Here is a 23864-nt window from a genome sequence, read left to right on the forward strand (position 1 = left end):
TTTTAATAAACATACCAGTGCCAGTTAAAGTTGGTGCTGGTATATTCATTCAGCAATCCATCTTTTTGATAAAACTTAATCAAAACTTAATAAAACAAGTCTAAAACACAAGTCCAAACTTGGGTGTTTTTAATCATGTATTCTTGATTTGGCGTATTCTATTATAGTATGATGGCTCATCTATCTCATTAAAACCTTGATTATGAATGCGTCGTTCTCTACCAATCTTGGGCGATTTTTAGTTGATAAAAACCTACTTACCCAAGATGAAATGAGTCGGGCCCAAGAGCAGGCCATGCACTCTCAGGTAAGTCTTGCTCGCTTTTTAGTGCAAAATAACCAACTGTCATCACAAGTGATCGCCCAGACTTTGGCGGACATTTTGGGTGAAAAGCTGGTGGATTTAAATAAAATAAACCTTGCGGATTTGCCAACTCATTTAATTGACCCTGCCTTACTTATCCACCATGAAGTGCTGATTTTGGCACAAAAAGATGGGCAGATTTTCATTGCAACAAGCGACCCAACGCGTGCACAAATGCTTGGTGAGATTGCTTTTGCCACAGGGCTACACGCCACGCCCGTTTTGGTTGATGAGCTTAAACTGTCCAATGCCATGCAAAGTCTTAATTTAAGCACAGCACACGGTTTTGACGATGGTTTTGACGACGATTTGGATACAATGGCTGAGGAGGCAGATCTTAAGCTGGATGCACCAACAGTCAAATTTGTACAACAGATTCTGTCAGATGCAATTAAACAAAACGCATCTGATATTCATTTTGAACCATTTGAGCAATATTATCGTGTGCGATTTCGTATTGATGGTGTCATGCGAACCATCGCAACACCACCTAAGGCTTCTGGCAACAAAATCAGCACACGCTTAAAAGTCATGGCACGCCTTGACATTGCCGAACGGCGAAAGCCACAAGATGGGCGAATGAAGTTCGTGCCTTATAAGAATAATCCAAAATCAGTAGATTTTCGTGTCAGCACCACCCCCACGCTCTTTGGCGAGAAAATTGTACTAAGGCTATTAGACTCTACCCAAGCTCTGATTGGCATTGACACACTTGGCATGAATGATGAACAAAAACAGCTATTTTTAACCGCCCTTACCAAACCGCAAGGCATGATACTCATCACAGGTCCGACTGGTTCTGGCAAGACAGTCTCGCTCTATACTGGGCTTAATATTTTAAATCAGCCCAACATCAATATTCAAACGGTAGAAGACCCTGTTGAAATCCAGCTTGATGGCATCAACCAAGTCAATACCCACCCAAAAATTGGGTTAGATTTTGCCGATGTGCTTCGTGCTTTTTTGCGTCAGGACCCTGATGTCATCATGGTTGGTGAGATTCGAGATATTGAGACAGCAGAAATTGCCATTAAAGCCGCCCAGACAGGACACTTGGTGCTGTCCACTTTGCATACCAATTCTGCGATTGATACACTCATTCGCCTAAAAAATATGGGCGTTGCAACTTTTAATATTGCAAGCTCAATCAACCTAATCATCGCCCAAAGGCTGGCTCGCCGCTTATGCGATAACTGCAAAAAACCAATCCAAATCCCCCCTCAAAGCCTTGTTCAGCTTGGTTTTGGTGCCGATCATATCGCTCGGGCCACACTCTTTGAGCCTGTGGGTTGCCACGCCTGCAAAGACGGCTACAAGGGGCGAGTTGGCATTTATGAAGTACTGCCCATCACACCAGAATTTGCCACACTCATCATGGCAGATACAACCACACACGACTTATTAAATTACGCCAGACAACATGGCTTTTGTACACTACGAGAATCCGCCATAGACAAGGCAATCCAAGGCATCACAAGCCTACAAGAGATGGAGCGCCTGACCCATGGTTAAGCCAATTAAGCCCCACTCTACTCGTACAAATGCCAAACTTGCCAAACCCAACAACAAAACCTTTGTCTACAAAGGTCTGACCTTGCGTGGCAAAAAAATTGTGGGTGAGATTGATGCAATCACCGCCCAAATGGCTCGCATTAAACTGCAACAACAAGGCATCACCACAAGCTCAATCCGCCAAAAGCGTGCAGGTTTATCATGGAAAAAGCCGATCAAATCCATTGACATTACACTATTTTTTCGTCAGCTTGCCACCATGCTATCAGCAGGCGTTCCACTCACACAAGCTCTTACCATTACCGAACAAAACAGCAAGAACATCGCTTTTAAAAGCATCATTTCAACCATCAAAACCGACATTGAATCAGGCTCAAATTTTGCCTCTGCTGCTGCCAAGCACACCTCTTTTAATCGTTTATCCATCTCTTTGATAGATGCAGGAGAACGCTCAGGCTCACTTGATGTCATGCTAGATAGAATCGCCACTCACCAAGAAAACCTAGAAATTCTCAAAAACAAACTCAAAAAATCTTTTCAATACCCCATTGCTGTACTGACCGTTGCAACCATTGTAACAGCGATTTTATTGGTTAAAGTCGTGCCAATCTTTGCCAAAACTTTTGCCGACCTAGGTGGTGAGTTGCCCTTAGCTACTCGCTTGATTATGGCATTCTCCGATGGCTTGGTGGCATACATTTGGATGATATTACTGGCAATTTTTATTGTCATTATCAGCATATTATATTTGCACATCAAAACCAATAAAATCAAAAATTTCATTGACAACATCAGTCTAAAACTACCCATCATTAAGACTTTAACCAAAAAAAGTGCAGCTGCTCGTTTTAGTCGGACGCTTGCCACCACTTTTGGTGCAGGCATTCCACTTCTAACGGCATTAGAACTATCTGCACAATCAACCAATCATCTTAATTTTATTCAGGCATTGCAAGGCATTAGCAACAAGGTACAAGGCGGCCAAAGATTAAGCCAAGCCATGTCTCAAAGCACGCTATTTTTACCCATGATAATACAAATGATTGATGTGGGTGAAGAGTCTGGCAAGCTCACACAAATGCTTGAAAAGGTCGCTGATTATTACGACAACGAGGTTAGCGAACAAATAGATGGCATGACAAGCCTTATTGAACCCACCATCATTGTCATATTAGGGGTGCTTGTTGGCGGAATTGTACTGGCAATGTATTTGCCAATTTTTCAAATTGGGGTAGGTACGCCATGACAGATGTGATGACATTTTTACAAAATATGGAACAATTATCCGCACAACATCAAATCATTTTTTTTGCTCTCATCGGTATCATCGGATTGATTGTCGGTAGCTTTATCAATGTGGTTGCTTATCGCACACCTCTTATTATGATGAATGAATGGCAAACACAAATCAGCGAATTCATCTGCCAAGATGCCAACATTAGCCCCGCCATCAAAACTCAAATCAGCAAAAGCTATCAGTGCAACCAAAATAATCAACATCTTAGCCTGTCATTGCCACGCTCGCATTGCCCACATTGCCAACACCAGCTCATCTGGTGGCATAACATTCCTGTGGTGAGCTTTTTAATGTTGTCGGGTCGTTGCAAAAGTTGTTGTACTGCAATATCCCCCACCTATCTTATTGTTGAGATTTTAACCGCCTTGTTATCACTGTTGGTCGCATTAAATTTTGGGTCAAGCATTCAGATGGTTTTTGCCCTTATTTTGACATGGTTTTTATTAGCATTGTCTTTGATTGACCTAAAAGTGCAATTGTTGCCAGACCGCCTGCTTGCACCACTTGGTATGATTGGTCTACTTGCCAATATTCACGGCATATTTACCACGCCAATTCTTGCCATGTGGGGACTGGTTGCAGGCTTTGTATCGTTTTGGCTCATTAATATTCTGTTCAGATTGATTGTCAAAAAAGACGGCATGGGGCTTGGAGACGCTAAGCTCATTGCTGTGCTAGGTGCATGGCTTGGCGTAGAATTTTTACCAATGATTGTGTTTATTGGAGCATTGCTGGGCGTAATATTTGGCGTATTTTTTCAGAAATACAAGCAACCTTTTGCTTTTGGACCATACTTAGCCCTTGGCGGATTGGTGGCTTTATTGTGGGGTGAAGCACTACTGGCATGGTATTTGGGCGGATTGTTATGATTCATCAAATGGAGACGATATGGCAAAATTAACCATCGGGCTGACAGGCGGTATTGGCAGCGGAAAAAGTGCTGTGAGCGACTGGTTCGTCAATCAAGGCATTGATGTCATTGATGCTGATGTCATCGCTCATGCCATCACCGCCAAGAATAGCCCTGTTTTAGATGAGTTGGTACATGCCTTTGGTGAATGGATCGTGATTGACGGCAAATACAATCGTGCTGCCATGCGTGATTATATTTTAAAAGACCGCAACGCCATCAACACATTAAACAATATCATACACCCACATATCCAAACACGCATTAAAGACGAATTGGCTTGTAGCACCAGCCTATATCACATCTTGTCGGTGCCACTGCTCGTTGAAGGCATGAATAAATCACCAAGTCTGGCCAAATTATGCGACCGTATTTTGTTGGTTGATGTGCCAGAATCGGTACAGATACAGCGTGCCTTAGGGCGAGACGCTACCAAACTAGCCACGCACAGCGACCCTACCGCCTACATCAAAACCATCATCGCCAAACAAGCCACCAGAAACGAAAGGCTGGTGGTGAGCGATGATGTGGTGGACAATAGTGGCACGCTTGATGAGCTGTATAAACAGCTACAAAAATTGCATGAATTTTATCTGTCGCTAAGCAACAGATAAAATTTTTGCTCTAAACTTCTTTATTTTCGGGCAAAAAGAGGTATGATTAAGCAAAACAACTTAGATAAGACATGACACTCTTTAGCCACTTAAAAATAAAGATAAAACATTATCGCTGTATGCTCCAATATTTTAAGACGCTAAAACCTGCCTTTTACCCACACGCTCAAATCATCCATCAAGGCATACACCACAGGAATGACTACCAAACTGAGCAAAGTAGAAGTGATCAGTCCGCCCAATACCGCTGAGGCCATCGGACGGGTAAAGGTCATATCAGCATGACTAAAATTGATGATCAATGGCAACATTCCCACCCCCATCGCAATCGTGGTCATGATGATAGGCTGGGCCCGTTTTTTACAAGCGTCCATCAAGGCATCAAATCGACTCATGCCCTGTTTGTCTTGAGCGATGATGGCATAATCGACAAGTAAGATGGAATTTTTGGTGGCAATGCCCATCAAAAGTATGAGCCCAATCATTGCAGACATAGACATACTACTGCCCGTAGCAATCAAGCCCAAAAACGCACCGCCAATAGATAAGGGTAAAGCCATCAAGATGGTAAAGGGTTGTAGGATACGATGGAACAAAAGCACCAACACCGCAAAAATACAAAAAATCCCAACCACCATCGCCACAATAAAACCTGTGAACAACTCGGCCATATTCTGTGCCTGCCCTTCATCAATCACATTAACGCCACTTGGCAGGTTACTGATGGTTTTGGTATTTTTTACCGCTGCTATCAGTTCTCCCACTGCACTATCTTTGGGATAAACAGTAATCTTGATAGAACGCTCTCTTTGAAAACGCGTAATGCTGGACTCGTCCGCTCCAAAATTTAGGGTTGCCACTTCTTTGACCTGCACTGGCACGCCTTTGGTTGATGGCACATACAGGCTCATCAAGTCAGTCAGCTGTCGTTTATCATCATTATCAAGACGAATGACGATGGGCAACTGACGAGTGTCTAGATTAAGCTTGGGAAGTGCTTGGTCATAATCGCCCGCTGTCGCTATTCTTAGGGTCTTGGCAAGTGCCAAGGTGCTCACCCCTTTATCTGCCATCGCCAGATTATTTGGCGTAACAGTAAGCTCAGGCTGAGGCAATGCCTGACCGCTGACCACATTGGCGACTTGCGGCAAAGATCTAAGCTCACCTAAAATTGCCCGCACTGTCTGTTCTAGCAGTACCTTCTCACTGCCAGTTACTGAAAATACATAACCTGTTTCTGATGCACCCTTAGCAACACCCACCTTAAAGCGAGCTGATGGTACTGACTTTAAGGTTTCATTAATCGAGGCCTCTATTTGAGATTTGCTTGGGCGGCTGCCCCGCTCGCTCAACTTAACTTCAAGCGTAGCAATATTGACAGAGCCACTACGATGACCACTAGGCTCGCCTGCTTTTTGTCCTTGGCCCACCATCAATAATACCTCATCCACCCCATCTATCGCCCTAATTTTATTCACAACAAGCTCACTAATGCGAATTGTATCCTCTATGTTGGCATCAGGGGTTAGCTCAACCGATACTTGGGTTTGGTTTGCTTCATCAGGTGGAAGAAAGGTACTGGGTATCTTAGATGAAAGCATCAGCGAACCCACAAAAAACCCCAAGGCCAAAAGCATCGTGATCAATCTGTGCGACAGCGTCCATTTAACCACCGACAGATAACCTTGCATCATCTTGCCCGTCGGTTTGTCAGTGTATTTACTTGGCTTTAAAATATAAGCCGCCATCATCGGTGTGATGAGTCTTGCCACCAAAAGAGAGATAAAAATAGAAATGGCTGCCGTCCAACCAAACTGGCGAAAAAACTGTCCCACCACCCCATTCATAAAGGCGGTTGGCAAAAACACAGCAATCAAGGTAAAGGTGGTTGCTACCACCGCAAGCCCAATCTCATCGGCCGCTTCCATCGCAGCTGCCATCGGTGATTTACCCATATTTAAGTGGCGTACAATGTTTTCAATCTCAACAATGGCATCGTCCACCAGCACCCCAATCACAAGAGTTAAGGCCAAAAGAGAAATAATATTAAGACTAAACCCAAACGCATACATCACAAAAAAGGTGGGAATGATAGACAAGGGCAATGCCATCGCTGCCACAAAGGTGGCTCGCCAATCCCTCAAAAACACAAAGACCACCAAAGTTGCCAATACACACCCTTCTACAAGCATTTTTAGGGTAGAATGATAAGTCTCCTCAATGGGTTTTGCCCAGTCTACGATTTTTTCAATCTGCACACCACTTAATTCTTGATTGATTTTGGCGATTTCATCATCAATCGCCCTAACAACCGCTACCTCGCCCGCCCCCTTTGAACGAGTAATGCTAAATGCCACCACAGATTGGTCATTCATTTTTGCCAGTGAACTGATATCAGCGTGGGTGTCTTTAATGTCTGCAATACCATCAAGGGTAACCACCCCTCCTTGCGGAGTGGTAATTTGCATTTGACGCAAGCTCTGTAGAGCATCACCCATACCCAGCACTCGTATGGTCTGAGTTTGCTGACCAATCTTAGATTCGCCGCCTGTGCTGTCTTGCCATCTGCCATAAATCTGCTCAGAAAGCTGACTGATTGGCATCGTCAGACTGGCAAGTAAATGAGGCTTTGGATTGACTTGTATTTGTCTTTCCACACCGCCAATACGAGTCATACTACCCACCCCCTGAACATTGGATAGGCGTTTGGTCAAGGCATCATCAACAAACCAAGACAGCTCACTGTCATTCATATGCTCAGCACGAACCGAATAAGTAACCACAGGAAAACCTGATGTGGAGACTTTTGAGACGATGGGTGGGTCGGCAGCGACAGGCAGGCTACCTTGCACCTCGCTCATCGCAGAACGCACATCATCTACCGCCTCATCGGTGTCTTTTTCTAGCACAAATTCAGCAAAGACCGTTACCACACCTGTCTGCAAGGTGGTGCGAATATTTTTAACACCCTCGATATTGACCAGCTTATTTTCTACTTTTTTGGCAATATCGTTTTCCAGTTGGTCAGCGGTTGCCCCTGACATTGTGATGGTTGTAACCACCCCAGGAAAATCAATGTCAGGAAACTGCTGAACTTTCATATGGTAAAAGCCAAATACCCCAAGTAAAGTCATCAGGGTAAAAAACAAAATGGCAACCAAAGGATTTTTAATAGAATATGCAGAAAAATTCATCATCACTGCCCTTGTGCCTGATTTTGGATTGGACTTTGCGACAGCGTGACCACATCGCCCTCATTTAAAAACGCACCACTTCTTGCCACGACCAACATCTGTGGCGATAAATCAGTTGCCACCCGATCACCTTCATAAGACAAAATCGTTATCTTGGTGCGTACCACTTGGTACAATCCTTTTTCATTCACCTTGGGAGTCAGCGTCCATACATAGTCATAGCCATCTATCGTCATGATGGCAGATTTTGGTACAGTAGGAGCAATGCTTTGACCAAAAATAAGCCTACCTGTTTGATACATACCTTCGCTTAGCGGCGCATCAGGTGGTAAGGATACATACACTGTCATTTCACGCCCTTGATTGGCAGTGGGTGAAATCCTCGTAACCTTACCCATGACGGCTGTGCCTGCTGTGTCAATCATGGCAGTCTGTCCGATGCTAATTTTGGTAGCGTCCTCTGGTGAGAGTGTCGCCTGCCATTGTAGTGCCCCATCTTTAATGATGGTAAATAGCGGATTGCCACTGACTAATACGCCCACCTGTGCTTGGCGTTCGCTCACAATGCCTGAAACAGGAGCAACAATCTTAGCATTGTTTAGACTGGTGGTGGTGCTATTTACCCTAGCCTTTGCCGCTACGACAGCTGCATTTGCTTGCTTAAGAGCGGTGCGGTAGGCATCAACCTGTTGCTTGCTGATGGCATCGATTTCAAGTAATGGTTCGGTGCGTGCAAGATCAGCACGGGCTTTTTCAGCACTAGCAATGGCTTTATCAAGTTCAGCAACCGCTTGGGTGTGGTTGTCTTTTAAAGATGATGCATCAAGCACAGCCAGCACTTGCCCTGCTCGCACCACATCACCTACCTCGACCAATATCCGTTCAACGGTCGCCCCTGTGATGCGTCCGCTGACTTGTGCGATGTGCTTGGCAGCGATGTTGCCATTTGCTGTGATACTTTGTACCACTTCTGTCATGGCTGGATACACCGCCTCAACCATCATGGCAACAGATGCGGTGCTGTTATCAGATTTGCTCACCTGATTTTCTGCTGTCGTATTATCCACACCATCGCTATCGGCCCGTGAGATACTAAATCCAATGGCAACGCCTGCCAACAACACAGCAAGCAACACCATCGCCAAAACTGCCATCATCACCGCTGACATACGCCCAGATTGTAAAAGTTTGACAGCTTTTTCATCGCTGTGTGTGTCTTGATTGATATGATTGTCTTGATTCATCTTATTACCCTAATATCTTTATATTGGCAGTTGGTAGGTGGTTTGGCAGGCATTAGGTCATCAATCATCAAAGCGATAGACATATACCGCATGATTAAATATCTTACCATTCACGCATACATTATTAGCAAGAATGCCACAAAAGTCAAAGCCCAATCGTTCAGCCACTCGGCGACTGGGCAAATTATGCTCGGCGGCACGAATTTCCAACACCTGCACGCCATAATAATTTTTGGCCATCTCCATCAGTCCACGCACCGCACGGGTCATGATACCACGACCTTGATGCTCTTGGTCAAGCCAATAGCCAATGTCTGCCTTTTTGAGTGATGGATAGATGTTGTTTAAACTTACCGCCCCAATAATCTTGCCCTGATGAACGATAGAAGTATCCACCCCCTTGCCCTCAGCGTATTTATTTAGAGCAAATTTTACAAAAGCTTCATAGCTTTGCTCATCACAGGCATTCACCCAAGGCAAATACTGACCCAAATAGTCCTTTTGGCGACCAACCAGCTGTACCACCTCTTTGGCATCATGTCCATGCACCAACGCCAGACTGATGTCGTCATCAACAGGGTAACAAAACATACCTTTCTCCTTTGATTGTATTTTGGTTTGAGTTTATTCATTAACCAAAAAGCGTGCCTGTTCTTTTTTAATCTTAATATTTCTACGATGCCTAGATTATTGCCAACCTTACTAAGCATTTACATATTCTTTAACATCAGGCAGCCAAGTATTGACAATATGGTGAGAAAGTGTCCGCCTACTGACATCACCAATCAACCGATGAGCAATGCTTTGTGCAGCGATGAACAGACTTTCATCACGCACGATGTCCGCCAAATAATAGCCCATATCGCCTGTTTGTCGCTTACCAAGTAACTCACCTGCTCCACGAAGTTCAAGGTCTTTTTGAGCAATGACAAAACCATCGTTGCTGTCTCGTAGCACATTTAACCGTTCAATGCCTGTGGGTGATAGTGGCATTTGATACAGCAATACACAAAAAGACTTGGCACAACCACGCCCCACTCGCCCACGCAACTGATGCAATTGGGACAATCCCAAGCGTTCAGCATTTTCAATGACCATCAAAGACGCATTGGGCACATCCACACCCACCTCAATGACGGTGGTCGCAACCAATAGGTCAATTTTTCCCAACTTAAAGTCATTCATGACCGCCTGTTTATCGGCAGATTTCATCTTGCCATGTACCAGCCCAATGTTAATATCCAGTCGTTCACACAAATCCTCATACAGCAGTTCCGCCGATTGCACATCTAGTACGCTAGACTCCTCAACCAGTGGACACACCCAGTACGCCTGCTTTTTATCTTTACAATTCACTCGTATTCGCTCAATCACTTCATCACGACGGTCTCGACTGATGGTTACGGTCGTAATCGGAGTGCGATTGGGTGGTAATTCATCAATCACCGACACATCCATGTCGCCATACATACTCATCGCAAGTGTTCTTGGAATGGGCGTTGCTGTCATGGCAAGCTGATGTGGCGTGGAATTCGCCACACCCTTATTGGCAAGGCGAAGTCTTTGTTCTACACCAAAACGGTGCTGCTCATCAATGATGACCAAGCCCAATTTAGCAAAAGCCACCCCATCTTGAAAAAGTGCGTGCGTCCCTACGACAATCTGTACATCATTATTGATGATTTGATCAAGCATGACATTCCGCTCTTTTGCGGTCTGTTTGCCTGCCAAAAAACCCACACCCACACCCAAAGGCTCAAACCATTTTTGAAAATTAATAAAATGCTGTTCTGCTAAAATCTCCGTCGGTGCCATCACTGCCACCTGCCAACCACTATCAAGTGCATAGCAAGCAGTGATTGCTGCCACCAATGTTTTACCCGCACCGACATCGCCTTGAATCAGTCGCAACATGGGTTTGCTTGTCGCCATGTCCGCTACAGCCTCGCCAATGACACGACTTTGGGCATCTGTCAGCTCAAATGGCAGATTTTCCATGAGCTTGTCCACCAAAAGGCTGACCGACTCACAGCGTGGGGCTTTGTGCTGATAAACATTATTACGACGATAAAGAAATGCCAACTGATGTGCCACCAGCTCCTCGATGATGATTCGCCTACAAGCTGGGTGCGTACGGTCTTTTAATCCTTCAAGCAAAGTCGTCTGAGCAAAAATATCCGCATCTTTATCAGGCAGATGAATCTGCTTTAAAGCAGTCAATAAATCTGCCTGCACATCAAACACACCAACGCTTTGCAATTCATCAATTGACAAACAATGCAAAGTTTCATGTGAAACGGCATTGATTGCCAGTCGCACAAGCTGTCGAATCTTATTTTGATGAAGTCCTTTGACTGCAGGGTAAATGGGTAACAATCCACCATCAAGGGTTTTTGTGCCTGTAATATGATACTCTGGGTGTGCCATTTGCACACCATAACGGCTGATTTTTATCTCGCCAAAAGCTGTGATGTTTGCCCCAAGTGTCATCGTATTTTTAAGTCCAGCATAAATCTTAAAAAATCTTAAGATCAGCACGCCAGTATCATCTTCTATTGCCACGCTCATGCCTGTACGATTGGTCTCAATATGCGTAACCACACCACTGACAAGCACGCTCATGCCATGTTGTACATCGCCAATAGGCACAAGGCGACTGCGGTCCTCATAATCTCGTGGCAAGTGCATAAGCATATCAAAAATACGATAAATCCCAAGCTCTGTCAGTCGCTCCGCCAGTGAATTACCCACCCCAGACAAGGCCGTCATGGGCAGATTAATGATTGGAATGGCTGATGATTTTGACATGGCATACCTTATTTTATGCACCTTTATAATACAGTTGCATATAATACTACTGTTCATTTAATTAAAACAAGTCAGACAACTGTTCATTTTCAATATTTTGGCTTCAACTAAAAATTTAAACCAAAAAACGCAACCGTCTGATGTTGCGTTTTTTGGTTTGATGTTTTTAAGATTTTATGTAACAAATTTTTACTTCACCAAATGACTGATCACCTTAAAATCAGGGTGCTTGCTAGAACGCAACAACTCAAACAAAATTGCCTCAGTGGTTGTTACTACCGCACCTGCTCGACGCATACGACTCAGGGCAATCTTTCGGTCATAAGGGTCTCGTGAACTGGTCGCATCACTAATGATGACAGGTTGCATGCCGTTATCAAGCAAATCAAGTGCAGTTTGTTGCACACAAACATGGGTTTCTATGCCAAATAGCAAGACATGATGGCGATTTTGCATGGCAAGATGTCGCCAAGTTGATTCATCATCTACCGAACTAAATGCCGACTTTTCAAAAACATTCACATCGCCAAATACAGCTGATAGCTCAGCAATCGTATGCCCCAAGCCCTTTGGATACTGCTCATTAACTGTCAGTGGTACATCTAGTGCATTAAGCCCTGCAATCAAAATGCGTGCCTTGTTTGTGATTTTTTCCATTTCATGAATGTGTGGCACAAATTTATCCTGCATATCAATCAGCAATGCTTGTGTGTCTTCTGTATGGATACGATAAGTGCGTGTAATGGTAGTGGCAGGCACGGCCTTCTCCTTGATGGACCAATATTTTTTAACTCTACTAGAATTTACCGACTTGGTCAAGGTATTTTTAATGCTCACATCATCTGCCACCAAATTACCATTTTACCATCTGGTAAACACAACCAACACCAGAACCTGTGGTTTTGTCAAAAAAAATGCTTGCATTCGCCAAAAAGCTGACTATCATAATAGGATTTAATCAACAGCTCATGCCATGAACAACCACAGCCAAGACAAACAAAACCCAATCCAATGGTTTCGCCATTCTGCCCCCTACATCAATACCCATCGTGGCAAGACCTTTGTCATCATGTTTGGTGGCGATGCGGTCGCTCACGCAAACTTTGAGCATCTGATTCATGATTTTGCATTGCTACATAGTTTGGGCATTCATCTGGTGCTGGTGCATGGGGCACGCCCACAGATTGAAAATTCCCTAAATCTTGCTGGTCTATCTAGCAACATAACAGGGCATTTGCGTATCACACCTCCTAATGCCATGCCACACATATTATCAGCCGTAGGGGCAATTCGCCTACATATTGAAGCTCAGCTGTCCATGGGGCTTGCCAATTCACCCATGTTTGGTGCACGCATCGATGCAGTATCAGGCAACTTCATCACCGCTCGCCCTTATGGCGTGCGTGAAGGCATAGATCATCAAATGACAGGTGAGGTACGCAGTGTAGACAGCACCGCCATTCATCACAACTTACAACACAACCACATCGTCATTTTAAGTCCGATTGGCTTTTCGGTAACAGGTGAGATATTCAACTTGTCTGCTGAAGAGGTTGCTATGCACGCTGCCATTGCTTTACGAGCAGATAAGCTCATTTTTCTTGGTGAAGATGCTGTCCGACTAAACGGTAAAATCATTCGAGAGCTGACCACCAAACAAGCACAAATGCTACTAGATAGCAACAATCTACCCGATGAAATGGCACGATTTTTACAATGTGCCATCAATGTGAGCGATGCGGTTGAACGCACTCAGATTTTACCTTTTGATAAAGATGGCGCACTCATTGAAGAGCTGTTTACACACGATGGGCTTGGCACGATGATAACGCACACGCCTTATGACAACATTCGCCCTGCCACACTAAGCGATGTAGTGGGCCTACTGGCGTTATTAAAACCCCTAGAAGAGGCTGGCATTCTTATCAAACGACCACAAGAACGCTTAGAATCAGACATTGAATGCTACACCATCATTGAGCGAGACGGCATGGTGATTGGTTGTGCTGCACTTTATCCATTAAATGAGGTCAGTGCAGAGATTGCCAGCATCGCCATTCACCCCAATTATCGTGGAGGCAGTCGTGGCAATGATTTGTTAAAATTTGTTGAAACTCAGGCCAAATCAGCAGGATTTAGTCAGCTGTTCGCCTTAACCACACACACCAGCCATTGGTTTATTGAACACGGCTTTGTTGAAACTGATGTTAAAAATCTGCCAGCAGAACGACAAGTCCGTTATCATAATGGCAGAAATTCAAAGATTTTTATCAAAAATATTTAAACCAAAAAGTCATACAAACACAAAAAACCCTTGCAAATCAAGAGTTTTTTGTGAAAATAAAAAAGCAATATCTAGCTTGTGATTACTTCTTAGTCTCGGTGGCTGATTGTGCTTTTTTTAGTGCATCTTTAACGGCAGCTTCATTTAAGAGCTCTACTGTGAAGATAAGTACGCTGTTTGGCTCAATCACAGGATTGCCCGCATCACCATAGGCAAGCTCACTTGGTACATACAGTTCATACTTGCCACCTTCTTTCATCAATTGCAAGCCCTCAGTCCAACCTTTAATCACTTCATTTAGCTTAAACTGGGCAGGAATCCCACGCTCATACGATGAATCAAATACCTTGCCATCAATGAGTTTTCCCTCATAATGCACGGTTACAACATCTGTTACTTTTGGTTGTTTGCCAGTACCTTCTTTAATAACTTTATATTGCAAACCAGATGCGGTGGTCTGTACACCTGCTTTTTTGGCATTTTCAGCCAAAAATTGTTCGCCATCTGTTTTGTTTTTGGTGGCTTTTTCTTCAGCTTCTTTAATTTTTCGCTCTTCAAAGGCCTTACCAACCGCCTCAATCTGCTCATCAGTCAAAGCACTTTCTTTACCAGTATAAGCGTCTTTTACAGCCTTAGTGAAGATATCCATATCAAGCTCTTCACTCATCTGCATGGCAGTGTTCTTTAAGTTTTCGCCTTGCTGATAACCGATGATATAGCTGATTTTCTGAGTTTCGGTGCTTTGTTCGGTAACTACGGTAGATTTTTTAGCAACTTTGGTTGTGGTTGCATCAGCATCTTTGTTACAGCCTGCCAATGCTAACATTGCCATGATACTAGCAGCAAGTAAAGTTTGTTTTTTCATAATATTCTCAATATTGTATGATAAAAATTGGTTGAAAATTTTTAAGCCAATGAGCAAATACCCATAACGGTACATCATACCAAAAAATACGCCCCAAAACCACGAATTTTAGCTCACAATGTATAGTAATTGTTAATATTGTTATGAAAGCTTATCCACAGCAAAATTTTGGCTGTTTGAGGTGTTACAATTTGCACGATTGTAACTGATTTGATTGATGAATTCAACCTTATCACAACAAATCATACCAAAAAAAAATCTTAGCTTCGGAGTATATTTATGGAACACCATATGAATATGAACTTCGCCATCTTTAACCAATACCTACAAGGTCCTATCGGTTCTGTCATTGGTGCAACTTTAATCTTTATTTTAGGTTGGATAATCGCCCTAAGCTTGGCATCATTAACCAAAAAAGGCTTGGCCACGCTCAGCCTGAACGAACGCATCAGTCAATCAACAGGCCATCATTACGACCTGAACAACATGATTGGCAAAATCGTCTTTTGGTTTGTGCTCATCATTAGCATTTCTGCGGCACTCAACCAACTCAACCTAAACTCAATCTCCGCTCCATTTGCCAATATGGTTAACCAAGTCTTGTTATTCTTACCCAATCTACTTGCTGTTGTTGCTATTGGCGTGATTGACTGGATTGTTGCAAACATCACTCGCAATGCACCAAATACCGCCCTAGCCAAAACCACGCTTGATGAAAAACTTTGCCAAGACGCTGGCATAAAACCAATGAGCGGTACAATTGCCGACATCATATATTGGTTCATTCTTCTTATGGTATTGACCATTGTGCTGGGTCGATTGGGACTAGATGGTCTATTTGCACCACTGACTCATATGATTGATAAAGCTTTTAATTTTATTCCAAACGCTTTGATGGCAGGTTTGGTATTCTTTGTTGGTTATATCGTTGCCAAAGTGGTTCGTGGTATTGTAACAAATCTGGTTTTAAGTTTTAATATCCAAGCACTGGCCAGCAAAGCTGGTATTAGCAAACAAAACAGCCTGCCATCTATTGCAGGTTCTTTGTCATTCATGCTGGTCATCGTGCCATTCACCATTGCCGCATTAGATGCCCTAAAAGTTTATGCCATATCTCGCCCAGCAACAAATATGTTAAATAAAGTCCTAGAACAGTTGCCAAATATATTGACAGCAGTAGCAATCTTAGTGATTACTTATTATGTGGTGCGTATGCTTGCCAACATCATCAAGGGGTATTTTGGCAAACACCCAAATTGACACACTGCCCACCAAACTTGGTCTTCAAAGCGTTCTTGGTGAGAAAAAATTCTCTGATTTGGTTGGGTGTGCCATTGTGTTCTTTGCCATGCTATTTGCAAGCATTGCGGCCGCAGATTTGTTGGGCTTTAATCACATCAGCAACATCATTGCTTTGTTTGTCGCCTTTGGTGGCCAAATTATCTTAGGTGCAATCATCTTGACCATCGGTTTTTGGTTGACAAACATCATCGCAGGGGCAGTGGCACGCTCTGAACAAGGCAGTCAATTTTAGCCAATATCGTGCGTGTGCTGATCATGGGCTTGGTGCTGGCAATGGGTCTAAAAGCAATGGGCATCGCAGATAGTATCGTAAACCTTGCCTTTGGTCTAACCCTAGGCTCAGTCGCTGTGGCATTCGCCCTATCCTTTGGTTTGGGTGGTCGTGAAGCAGCTGCTCGCCTTTTAAGGCGTATCCAAGACAAGGCAGAAAGCGAAGCTAACCATAAAGTCATTTTGCCAAAAGACACACAAGATAAAGATGTGCCTCTTTAATTCAAAATGACAAAGCAAAAACGACATCGAAGAATGTCGTTTTTTATTGCTTTATGGTTTTTGCCCCACTGAGTTTGATAACAAGATTTTGGGCAAAATTAACATCTTGATCGTCCTTTAAGCCTTTTGGATATAATAAAATGCATCATTTTGACGATAATTTTATAAAATCTTTATTGATTAAAATTAAAATATTGTGTACAAATTATCGTCGCTAGAGTTTTGAGCTGGTTAAAGATATCGTTTATCGCTCCGTTGGTTAATTTAAATAATGTTCGCTGATAAGCTGTAAATATTTGCCGTCAATGACTAGGCATTTTTTGGACATTTCATTTCTTTTGTCTTGATTATCGGCTTTAAAAAAATCCACCGACACAGGGCAAAATACTTTGGTGTTGCCCAAATTCCACGCCATATAGCCGTATAGAGCGTTTTGTCTTTGGTTAAAGATTTGTTGGTTGTCATTTTCACATTTTGTTTTAAATTCTCCATTCAAACCAGTGCAATCTTTTGCATTAAAAATCTCTTTTGCTTGTATAATGTCCGTTTGGTTTAGTCCGTTTACTGTATTAGAATTGGTATTGCCATTATGAATAAGATACCAAGATGCGTTTTTGGTTTTTTCTATAAAACGAACAGCATATAAAGACTGATAAGGTGCATTGCCTTTAATAGAAAATAGTAAAAAATAGGAAGCAGAGAATACACCAAACATAATCAAGAATATATTTTTAATCTTAACATTTGTTTTTGGACTAACAGCAATAACCACAAAAGATATTAAATACATTAAGATATTTATACTAGGAATAAGTAAAAATAAAACCCATTCGTCAAGGCTTTTATTTGAAAAGTCTGATATGGGATAAATACTAAGAATTATAGGGTAATGCTGAAATATGGTTATTGCAAATATTAAAATAATCATGTCCATGCTATGACTATTTTTATGATCAGGATTTTTTATAGTAATGATATTGCATAAAAAAATCAAAATAGCAGAGCCAAGTAAAAACCATAAATAATATAAATTTAAACTAAAAAATGGTATTAAAAAATAAGGCAAAAATCCAACTATTAAAAATACAACTTGTAAAATCAAGAACTTAATGCTTAGCTGATGATTATTGTAAAAAGACTTTATCAAAAAAGAAATCAATAAAGGAAAAATAAAACAAATGCCAATCAAGAAAGCAAGAATACAGTAAACGACAGAAATCGCCACAAGAATTGAAAAATTATTAACAATATCGCTAAACAAAGATAGTTTATCAATAAATTTTAAGTAAGTATAACTGGTAATAACACCAAACAGCATTGCTATGATAAAAATCCATTTATCATAAGATATCAGTATTGCTTTAAAAATATTTTTAATATTCATTTGACTTAACTATTAAAAAACAACGAATAGCCAATTAACCATTCGTTGTTTTTGTGGTTTTTAACCCCCAATCTTCTTATACTTCACTCTTTTGGGGGTGGCGTCTGCACCGAGTCTGTCTTTACGCCATTTTTCATATTCTGAATAGTTGCCGTCAAAAAATTCAGGCTCTTCATTTTCAAACGACAAAATATGCGTACAAATTCTATCCAAAAACCAGCGGTCGTGCGAGACAACCATCACTGTCCCTGGGAACACTTGCACCGCATCTTCCAACGCTCGCAAGGTTTCCACATCAAGGTCATTGGACGGTTCATCTAGCAAGATGACATTGGCACCTTGTTTTAGGGTTTTGGCGAGTTGCAAGCGATTGCGTTCACCACCTGACAAATTGCCGACCAGTTTTTGTTGGTCTTGACCTTTAAAGTTAAAGCGTCCGATATACGCACGGCTTGGCGTGGTGTACTCGCCCACGGTAATCATATCCAAGCCGTCTGACACTTCCTCCCACACGGTTTTTTTGTCGTCCAGATTATCACGCACCTGCCCCACATAGGCGACTTTGACGCTCTCGCCAACTTCTACTGTACCTGTGTCAGGTGTGTCTTTGCCTGTTATCATATTAAACAGCGTGGTTTTGCCCGCCCCATTTGGACCAACAATGCCCACAATCGCCATTGGCGGTACGGTAAAGGATAGGTTCTCATACAATACACGACCGTCAAAGGATTTGGAGATATTTTTAACTTCAATGACTTTGTTGCCAAGTCTTGGTCCTGGTGGGATATAAATCTCTGCCGTTTCGTTACGCTGTTGAAACTCACGAGAGTTCATTTCTTCAAAGCGTTCTAGGCGAGATTTGGATTTGGCTTGTTGACCTTTTTGGTTTTTACGCACCCATTCAAGCTCTTGCTTTAAGGCTTTGGCAAAGGCTTCTTCTTGCTTTTGCTCTTGTTCTAGGCGTTTATTTTTTTGTTCTAGCCATTCGGTATAGTTGCCCTCATACGGATAGCCATAGCCACGGTCCAGCTCCAAAATCCACTCTGCCACATTGTCCAAAAAGTAGCGGTCGTGGGTAATCGCCACAATCGTGCCTGAATAATCTTTTAAAAATCTTTCAAGCCACGCCACACTTTCGGCGTCCAAATGGTTGGTCGGCTCGTCAAGTAGGAGCATATCAGGCTTAGACAAAAGCAGTCGGCACAATGCCACACGGCGTTTTTCACCGCCAGACAGCTTGGAAACATCAGCGTCCCACGGTGGCAGGCGTAGGGCGTCCGCCGCTTTTTCTAATTGGGTGTTTAGATTATGGGCGTCCCACGCCTGAATAATGTCCTCCATTTTGCCTTGCTCTGTCGCCAATTTGTCAAAATCGGCATCAGGCTCGGCATATTCGGCATAGATTTGGTTTAGGCGGTCAAGCGCGTCCAGAGCTTCACGCACGCCGTCCTCCACATTGCCACGCACATCTTTATTGGGGTCAAGCTGGGGTTCTTGGGGCAAATAGCCAATTTTGATGCCAGCTTGGGGGCGTGCCTCGCCATTGTATTCGGTGTCCACGCCTGCCATAATGCGTAGCAAGGTGGATTTGCCTGCACCGTTTAGCCCCAAAACGCCAATTTTGGCACCAGGGAAAAATGACAATGAAATGTCCTTTAAAATCTCACGCTTGGGCGGTATGATTTTGGAGACTTTGTTCATCGTGTAGATGTATTGAGCCATAGCTATCCTTTTGATTTAAAAAGAAAAATTAAAAAATAAAAACAAGGGTTTAACTTAATATTATCGCATTATTTGGTCTTTAGGGCAAGGTTTTTAAATTTTATTAAAACTTTGGGTCTAAACCAAGTTAAGCTCAAAACCCAAACCATTTTCTCACAATTTTCAGTTTTTGTGATGGCATATTACCTAATCAGTTTAAAGTGCTTAGGAGATATAGTGTGGGGTCTAAGGATTGTTTATGTCAGCTTACTTTCAATATTTTAAAATTTCTCACAACAAGCCTTGACATTGCGGGAGGGAGTGATACTATAAAGAACCATAGTCTCTAATTTTTAGTTCAAACTGTTAAGGATTTTATCATGAAAAAAGTGATATTTATTAGTTCGCTCACCATAGCTACTATGTTTGCCACCCAAGTCGCTTCTGCTAGAGCTACTTACCATTGTAAGATTGATGCTAAATATAGTAGTGTTACAATAGAAAATTTAGCAACAGCAAAGATTACAGCAGATTCTAGTTCAGGAGCAAAGAGTATTTTTTGGGAAATGCTTCAAGATCAAATGTCAAAGCAGGTAAAAGATTATAATCTTAAAAAAGATGATGTAGTTTGTCGCTAGTATTTAGATTTTGACAGAACCTTTACATAAAAAAAATCCTACTGATAAGTAGGATTTTTTTATGTAAATTCTTTTTGAATTTCAAGGCATAACAAGCAAAAAATATGGCTGTACTAGATAAGTCATAGACATCACACTATTTTCTCAAAATTCTTTAAGTTTTTCTAGTGCATGGTAAACACCTACGACTACGATAACTTGCCATTTTTCATTTTATAAAATTTGTATTAGCATAATCCAAATTTCCCCATTTTGCAAGCCATTTTAAGGACTTTACAATGCACATCACCCATAACCCCACCACCCAAAGATTTGAAACCGTGATTGACAGACATACCGCCTTTTTAAGTTATGAAAATATTGATGATAATACCTTAGATTATAACCACGCCATTGTTCCGCCTGAGCTTGGGTGGGCGGGGCGTGGGACGGATCTGGTCAAATTTGCCCTTGATTATGCGCGTGATAATGGTAAGACGGTTGTACCAAGTTGCAGTTTTGTGGCACGGTATTTAGCAAAAAATCCGCAATAAAAAAACCCCAAAGCCAGCACAATGCCAACTTTTGGGGCGTGGGAAAAATAACAATGAAAATGTCCTTTAAAACCTCGCGCTTGAGCGGTATGATTTTGGAGACTTTGTTCATCATGTAGATGTATTGAGCCATAAGTTACCTTTATTTTTTAAAATTTAACCAAATGTTATCGCACGCTTTGGGCTTTGTAGCAAATCATTTTGTGTGATTACAAAAAAATCTTGTGTCTACTAATTGACTTTTTGTTAAGTTGTTGTATAGTTGAATAATTGATATGTTATTATTTTAACTTATCAATATGTATACAAATCCAAAATCAAGGAAACTCTTATGAAAATCAAATTTGCTGCCATTATTGCGACCGCTGCGATACTGTCTGCTTGTGCGACGCCACACATTGTTGAAGCCAACAAGCTCAATGACCATCAGCTGACCTGCGAACAAATCAAATCAGAAATTGCCGAAGCCAAAAAATTTGAGCAAGACGCTCGTGCAGAACGCAAGGTTACTGGCAAAAATGTCGCTGCGGCACTGTTCTTCATTCCTGCATTATTTGCTACTTATGCCAACACTGAAGAGGCGATTGAGGCTGCCAAAGAACGCCAAAACAAACTTACTGATATTTATCAAAAGAAACAATGCCGTTAATTATATCAAACAAAAATAGCCATTATGTCGTAATGGCTATTTTTTCATAAGTTTAGGTGGTTTAGATTTTTAGCCAACATCGCCCAAGTATCTACTTTGGGTGAAAACACCATTGCCAAAATCACTGCTGACAGTCCGCCCACTGGAATAATTATCGCCAATAGTTCTACTACCTCGCCAATTCAGGGCATAAAAAATAAACTTGCCACACTACCTACCAAAAATACTTGTGGGTAATTAAAATTTTGCCCAGTGACCACTTGTTTATGCACCAAAAAATAGCCTTCAAAAAAGACGGCAACCAGCCCAAAATAATAGGGGCATCTTAGCCCCCATGATAAAAATGCCAAAATACTCAGACAAACACTTCCCCTACCCAAAACTTTGTCCAAAACAAATGATGATCATCCATCATTATTGGTAGGCTCTAATTGAGAAATCGTAATCCCAGTAAACCCAAAAATCAATGTTAAGACAAAGCACAAATAACAGAAAAACGCATATGGCACATAATGAATGACAGGCATACCAAATACGCCCGTCAAAAATCCCCCATATACCCCCCAAGGCACAAGCGGATTAATCACTGTACCTGCATCTTCAATGGTACGAGACAGATTGCGTGGGTGCAGACCCAATCGCTTATATTCAGGTAAAAAAGCATTCCCTGATAACAATAAACTCAAATACTGCTCACCGACCAACACATTAATCCCAAACGAAGTAAATGCCGCCGCAGCCACGCCACGACTTGCTTTGGTTAAAAGATGACGCATACCGTCAAGCAAAGCAGGTAAAATGCCCAAACCTTGTAACAGCCCACCCAATGAAAGTGCTAAAATCACCAAAACTTGGGTAAAAAACATACTTTGCAAACCACCACGAGCCACCAGTTTACCAACCGAACCCAAATCCACTCCATCAGGTAACGAATAACCTGCAAAAAACCAACCGCCAACCTGTGCCAAATCAGGACTAGAATGCGTATAAGTCAACCCTAATGCCACAACAATGGTCGCTGTAATGGTATAAATCGCATTGACTTTCATTAAGGCTAAAACAACCAGCACCGCAAAAGGCAACAGCGTGTAGCCATGTACCAGCCCACTTTTTATCAAATTACCCTGCAATTCTGCCACTGCTGAAAAATCACCACTGGCAGACGGCATAAATACAAAAATAATAGCCGTAATCACCCACGCAGGCAGGGTGGTATACATCATATTTTTGATATGGTCAAACAAATCCACCCCCACAATAGATGCCGAAATGGTTGTCGTATCTGACAAAGGCGACATTTTATCGCCAAAAAGTGCCCCAGACACCACCGCCCCTGCCACGATTGCAGGATTTGCCCCAAAAGCCGTTGCCATACCCAAAAAAGCCACGCCCACCGTTGCACACGTGGTAAAGCCACTACCCAATGCCAACCCAATCACGCTGGATAAAATAAATGCCGACAAATAAAACCACTCTGCCGACAATACATCAAACCCATAATAAATCAAAGTCGGAATCGCCCCACTCATCATCAGAGCCGATACCAATAAACCAATAAACGAAAATAAATAAATCGCCCCCATACCTGTGGTAACGCCATTTATCATTTTGTTTTGCATAGCGTCAAAGGTTACACCCTTTGCCATGCCATACATCATCAAGCCAAAAATCACAATCAGCAACGACAATAAAGGCACAAACCCCCATTTAATCATCGTTATACCAAGTACAAAAACAATCATCACCGCAATCGGAATGGCTTGTTTTGGGGTTAAAGTAAGAAGTGAAGAGCCTGTCTTTGACATAGTTTTAACCTAAAAAGTAATAAATTGATGCTATTTTGCTAATGTAAGTGATTAATTGATATCATAAAATTTCAAAAAGTTCACCAACCCCCTGATTTTGCTTTTAAATATGCTTTGTTTATCACGGCCCTTTTATCACCATGACAAACAATCCTAAGGTCTTTAATCATTTAATAAACCGCCATTCTAACAAAAAACAACCGCACAATTCAAAGAAAAACGCACGGTTATTGACAAGATGAAAAAATCATCTATGAATTAAAAAATA

The 23864-nt window shown here is 42.1% G+C and carries 20 protein-coding genes; 11 read left to right on the plus strand and 9 right to left on the minus strand.

Annotated elements, in window-relative coordinates; translation table 11 throughout:
* Positions 1–202 precede the first annotated feature (202 nt).
* Genes pilB through coaE form a run of 4 tightly spaced genes read left to right on the plus strand, consistent with a single transcriptional unit; the run spans position 203 to position 4697 of the window.
* Positions 203–1876: a type IV-A pilus assembly ATPase PilB gene (pilB, locus tag U9670_RS05430; RefSeq protein ID WP_323841097.1), complete on the plus strand. Its 1674-nt coding sequence runs from the start codon at positions 203–205 to the stop codon at positions 1874–1876.
* The gene (locus U9670_RS05435) at positions 1869–3122 is read left to right on the plus strand and encodes a type II secretion system F family protein (protein ID WP_323841096.1); all 1254 of its coding nucleotides are present in this window, start codon (positions 1869–1871) and stop codon (positions 3120–3122) included. Before pilB ends, U9670_RS05435 begins: the two co-directional genes overlap by 8 nt.
* Entirely contained in the window at positions 3119–4042 is a 924-nt protein-coding gene (locus U9670_RS05440) for a prepilin peptidase (RefSeq protein ID WP_323841095.1), read from the plus strand. Before U9670_RS05435 ends, U9670_RS05440 begins: the two co-directional genes overlap by 4 nt.
* A 19-nt stretch (positions 4043–4061) precedes the next feature.
* Entirely contained in the window at positions 4062–4697 is a 636-nt protein-coding gene (gene coaE / locus U9670_RS05445) for a dephospho-CoA kinase (RefSeq protein WP_323841094.1), read from the plus strand.
* Positions 4698–4837: 140 nt separating this feature from the next.
* Here coaE and U9670_RS05450 read toward each other — a convergent pair whose 3' ends face one another.
* The 5 genes from U9670_RS05450 to U9670_RS05470 form a co-directional block, all read right to left on the minus strand.
* Positions 4838–7891, minus strand: a complete 3054-nt coding sequence (locus U9670_RS05450) for an efflux RND transporter permease subunit (protein ID WP_323841093.1) — start codon at positions 7889–7891, stop codon at positions 4838–4840.
* 2 nt (positions 7892–7893) lie between these two features.
* Positions 7894–9135, minus strand: coding sequence for an efflux RND transporter periplasmic adaptor subunit (locus tag U9670_RS05455; protein ID WP_323841092.1), 1242 nt, complete (start codon positions 9133–9135; stop codon positions 7894–7896).
* Positions 9136–9195: 60 nt separating this feature from the next.
* The gene (locus tag U9670_RS05460; RefSeq protein ID WP_323841091.1) at positions 9196–9726 is read right to left on the minus strand and encodes a GNAT family N-acetyltransferase; all 531 of its coding nucleotides are present in this window, start codon (positions 9724–9726) and stop codon (positions 9196–9198) included.
* A 111-nt stretch (positions 9727–9837) separates the two neighbouring features.
* Positions 9838–11943 (minus strand): ATP-dependent DNA helicase RecG, encoded by a 2106-nt coding sequence (recG, locus tag U9670_RS05465; RefSeq protein WP_323841090.1) that lies wholly within the window; start codon positions 11941–11943, stop codon positions 9838–9840.
* A gap of 189 nt (positions 11944–12132) precedes the next feature.
* Complete coding sequence (locus U9670_RS05470) at positions 12133–12702, minus strand: hydrolase (RefSeq protein ID WP_323841089.1); 570 nt, start codon at positions 12700–12702, stop codon at positions 12133–12135.
* A 214-nt stretch (positions 12703–12916) separates the two neighbouring features.
* On the opposite strand from U9670_RS05470, the gene argA reads away from it, so the two are divergent.
* Complete coding sequence (argA, locus tag U9670_RS05475; protein WP_323841088.1) at positions 12917–14227, plus strand: amino-acid N-acetyltransferase; 1311 nt, start codon at positions 12917–12919, stop codon at positions 14225–14227.
* 82 nt (positions 14228–14309) lie between these two features.
* On the opposite strand, the gene bamJ is transcribed toward argA, so the two are convergent.
* Positions 14310–15092 carry a BamJ family beta-barrel-assembly machinery protein gene (bamJ, locus tag U9670_RS05480; RefSeq protein WP_323841087.1) on the minus strand — a complete coding sequence of 261 codons (783 nt, stop codon included), beginning with the start codon at positions 15090–15092 and terminating at the stop codon, positions 14310–14312.
* Positions 15093–15383: 291 nt separating this feature from the next.
* Between bamJ and U9670_RS05485 the strand changes: the two genes are divergently transcribed.
* Genes U9670_RS05485 through U9670_RS05495 form a run of 3 tightly spaced genes read left to right on the plus strand, consistent with a single transcriptional unit; the run spans position 15384 to position 16886 of the window.
* Positions 15384–16352 carry a mechanosensitive ion channel gene (locus U9670_RS05485; protein WP_323841086.1) on the plus strand — a complete coding sequence of 323 codons (969 nt, stop codon included), beginning with the start codon at positions 15384–15386 and terminating at the stop codon, positions 16350–16352.
* A complete protein-coding gene (locus U9670_RS05490) occupies positions 16333–16626 on the plus strand; it encodes a hypothetical protein (RefSeq protein WP_323841085.1) in 294 nt (97 codons plus the stop codon). Before U9670_RS05485 ends, U9670_RS05490 begins: the two co-directional genes overlap by 20 nt.
* 8 nt (positions 16627–16634) lie before the next feature.
* The gene (locus U9670_RS05495) at positions 16635–16886 is read left to right on the plus strand and encodes a hypothetical protein (RefSeq protein WP_323841084.1); all 252 of its coding nucleotides are present in this window, start codon (positions 16635–16637) and stop codon (positions 16884–16886) included.
* Positions 16887–17145: 259 nt separating this feature from the next.
* Here the strand turns inward: U9670_RS05495 and U9670_RS05500 are convergent, their stop codons facing one another.
* A complete protein-coding gene (locus U9670_RS05500; protein ID WP_323841083.1) occupies positions 17146–18270 on the minus strand; it encodes a hypothetical protein in 1125 nt (374 codons plus the stop codon).
* Between the two features lie 60 nt (positions 18271–18330).
* Positions 18331–19992, minus strand: a complete 1662-nt coding sequence (gene ettA / locus U9670_RS05505) for an energy-dependent translational throttle protein EttA (protein ID WP_323841082.1) — start codon at positions 19990–19992, stop codon at positions 18331–18333.
* 359 nt (positions 19993–20351) lie between these two features.
* Between ettA and U9670_RS05510 the strand changes: the two genes are divergently transcribed.
* The 3 genes from U9670_RS05510 (at position 20352) to U9670_RS05520 (ending at position 21791) form a co-directional block, all read left to right on the plus strand.
* Positions 20352–20609, plus strand: coding sequence for a hypothetical protein (locus U9670_RS05510; protein ID WP_323841081.1), 258 nt, complete (start codon positions 20352–20354; stop codon positions 20607–20609).
* A gap of 278 nt (positions 20610–20887) precedes the next feature.
* Entirely contained in the window at positions 20888–21142 is a 255-nt protein-coding gene (locus tag U9670_RS05515; protein WP_323841080.1) for a GNAT family N-acetyltransferase, read from the plus strand.
* A gap of 331 nt (positions 21143–21473) precedes the next feature.
* A complete protein-coding gene (locus U9670_RS05520; RefSeq protein ID WP_323841079.1) occupies positions 21474–21791 on the plus strand; it encodes a hypothetical protein in 318 nt (105 codons plus the stop codon).
* Between the two features lie 404 nt (positions 21792–22195).
* Here U9670_RS05520 and U9670_RS05525 read toward each other — a convergent pair whose 3' ends face one another.
* Positions 22196–23596: a Na+/H+ antiporter NhaC family protein gene (locus U9670_RS05525; RefSeq protein WP_323841078.1), complete on the minus strand. Its 1401-nt coding sequence runs from the start codon at positions 23594–23596 to the stop codon at positions 22196–22198.
* Between the last annotated feature and the right edge of the window lie 268 nt (positions 23597–23864).

It is taken from the genome of Moraxella tarda (genome assembly GCF_035181405.1).
GTDB lineage: Bacteria > Pseudomonadota > Gammaproteobacteria > Pseudomonadales > Moraxellaceae > Moraxella.

Bases quoted from the DNA above. Each gene is read 5' to 3' on its own strand.
- ettA (WP_323841082.1), bottom strand. From the start codon at position 19,992: ATGGCTCAATACATCTACACGATGAACAAAGTCTCCAAAATCATACCG.
- U9670_RS05520 (WP_323841079.1), top strand. From the start codon at position 21,474: ATGAAAATCAAATTTGCTGCCATTATTGCGACCGCTGCGATACTGTCT.
- recG (WP_323841090.1), bottom strand. From the start codon at position 11,943: ATGTCAAAATCATCAGCCATTCCAATCATTAATCTGCCCATGACGGCC.
- U9670_RS05500 (WP_323841083.1), bottom strand. From the start codon at position 18,270: ATGAATATTAAAAATATTTTTAAAGCAATACTGATATCTTATGATAAA.
- U9670_RS05440 (WP_323841095.1), top strand. From the start codon at position 3,119: ATGACAGATGTGATGACATTTTTACAAAATATGGAACAATTATCCGCA.
- pilB (WP_323841097.1), top strand. From the start codon at position 203: ATGAATGCGTCGTTCTCTACCAATCTTGGGCGATTTTTAGTTGATAAA.
- U9670_RS05485 (WP_323841086.1), top strand. From the start codon at position 15,384: ATGAATATGAACTTCGCCATCTTTAACCAATACCTACAAGGTCCTATC.
- U9670_RS05450 (WP_323841093.1), bottom strand. From the start codon at position 7,891: ATGAATTTTTCTGCATATTCTATTAAAAATCCTTTGGTTGCCATTTTG.
- bamJ (WP_323841087.1), bottom strand. From the start codon at position 15,092: ATGAAAAAACAAACTTTACTTGCTGCTAGTATCATGGCAATGTTAGCA.
- U9670_RS05435 (WP_323841096.1), top strand. From the start codon at position 1,869: ATGGTTAAGCCAATTAAGCCCCACTCTACTCGTACAAATGCCAAACTT.
- U9670_RS05515 (WP_323841080.1), top strand. From the start codon at position 20,888: ATGCACATCACCCATAACCCCACCACCCAAAGATTTGAAACCGTGATT.
- argA (WP_323841088.1), top strand. From the start codon at position 12,917: ATGAACAACCACAGCCAAGACAAACAAAACCCAATCCAATGGTTTCGC.
- U9670_RS05510 (WP_323841081.1), top strand. From the start codon at position 20,352: ATGAAAAAAGTGATATTTATTAGTTCGCTCACCATAGCTACTATGTTT.
- U9670_RS05525 (WP_323841078.1), bottom strand. From the start codon at position 23,596: ATGTCAAAGACAGGCTCTTCACTTCTTACTTTAACCCCAAAACAAGCC.
- U9670_RS05460 (WP_323841091.1), bottom strand. From the start codon at position 9,726: ATGTTTTGTTACCCTGTTGATGACGACATCAGTCTGGCGTTGGTGCAT.
- U9670_RS05455 (WP_323841092.1), bottom strand. From the start codon at position 9,135: ATGAATCAAGACAATCATATCAATCAAGACACACACAGCGATGAAAAA.
- coaE (WP_323841094.1), top strand. From the start codon at position 4,062: ATGGCAAAATTAACCATCGGGCTGACAGGCGGTATTGGCAGCGGAAAA.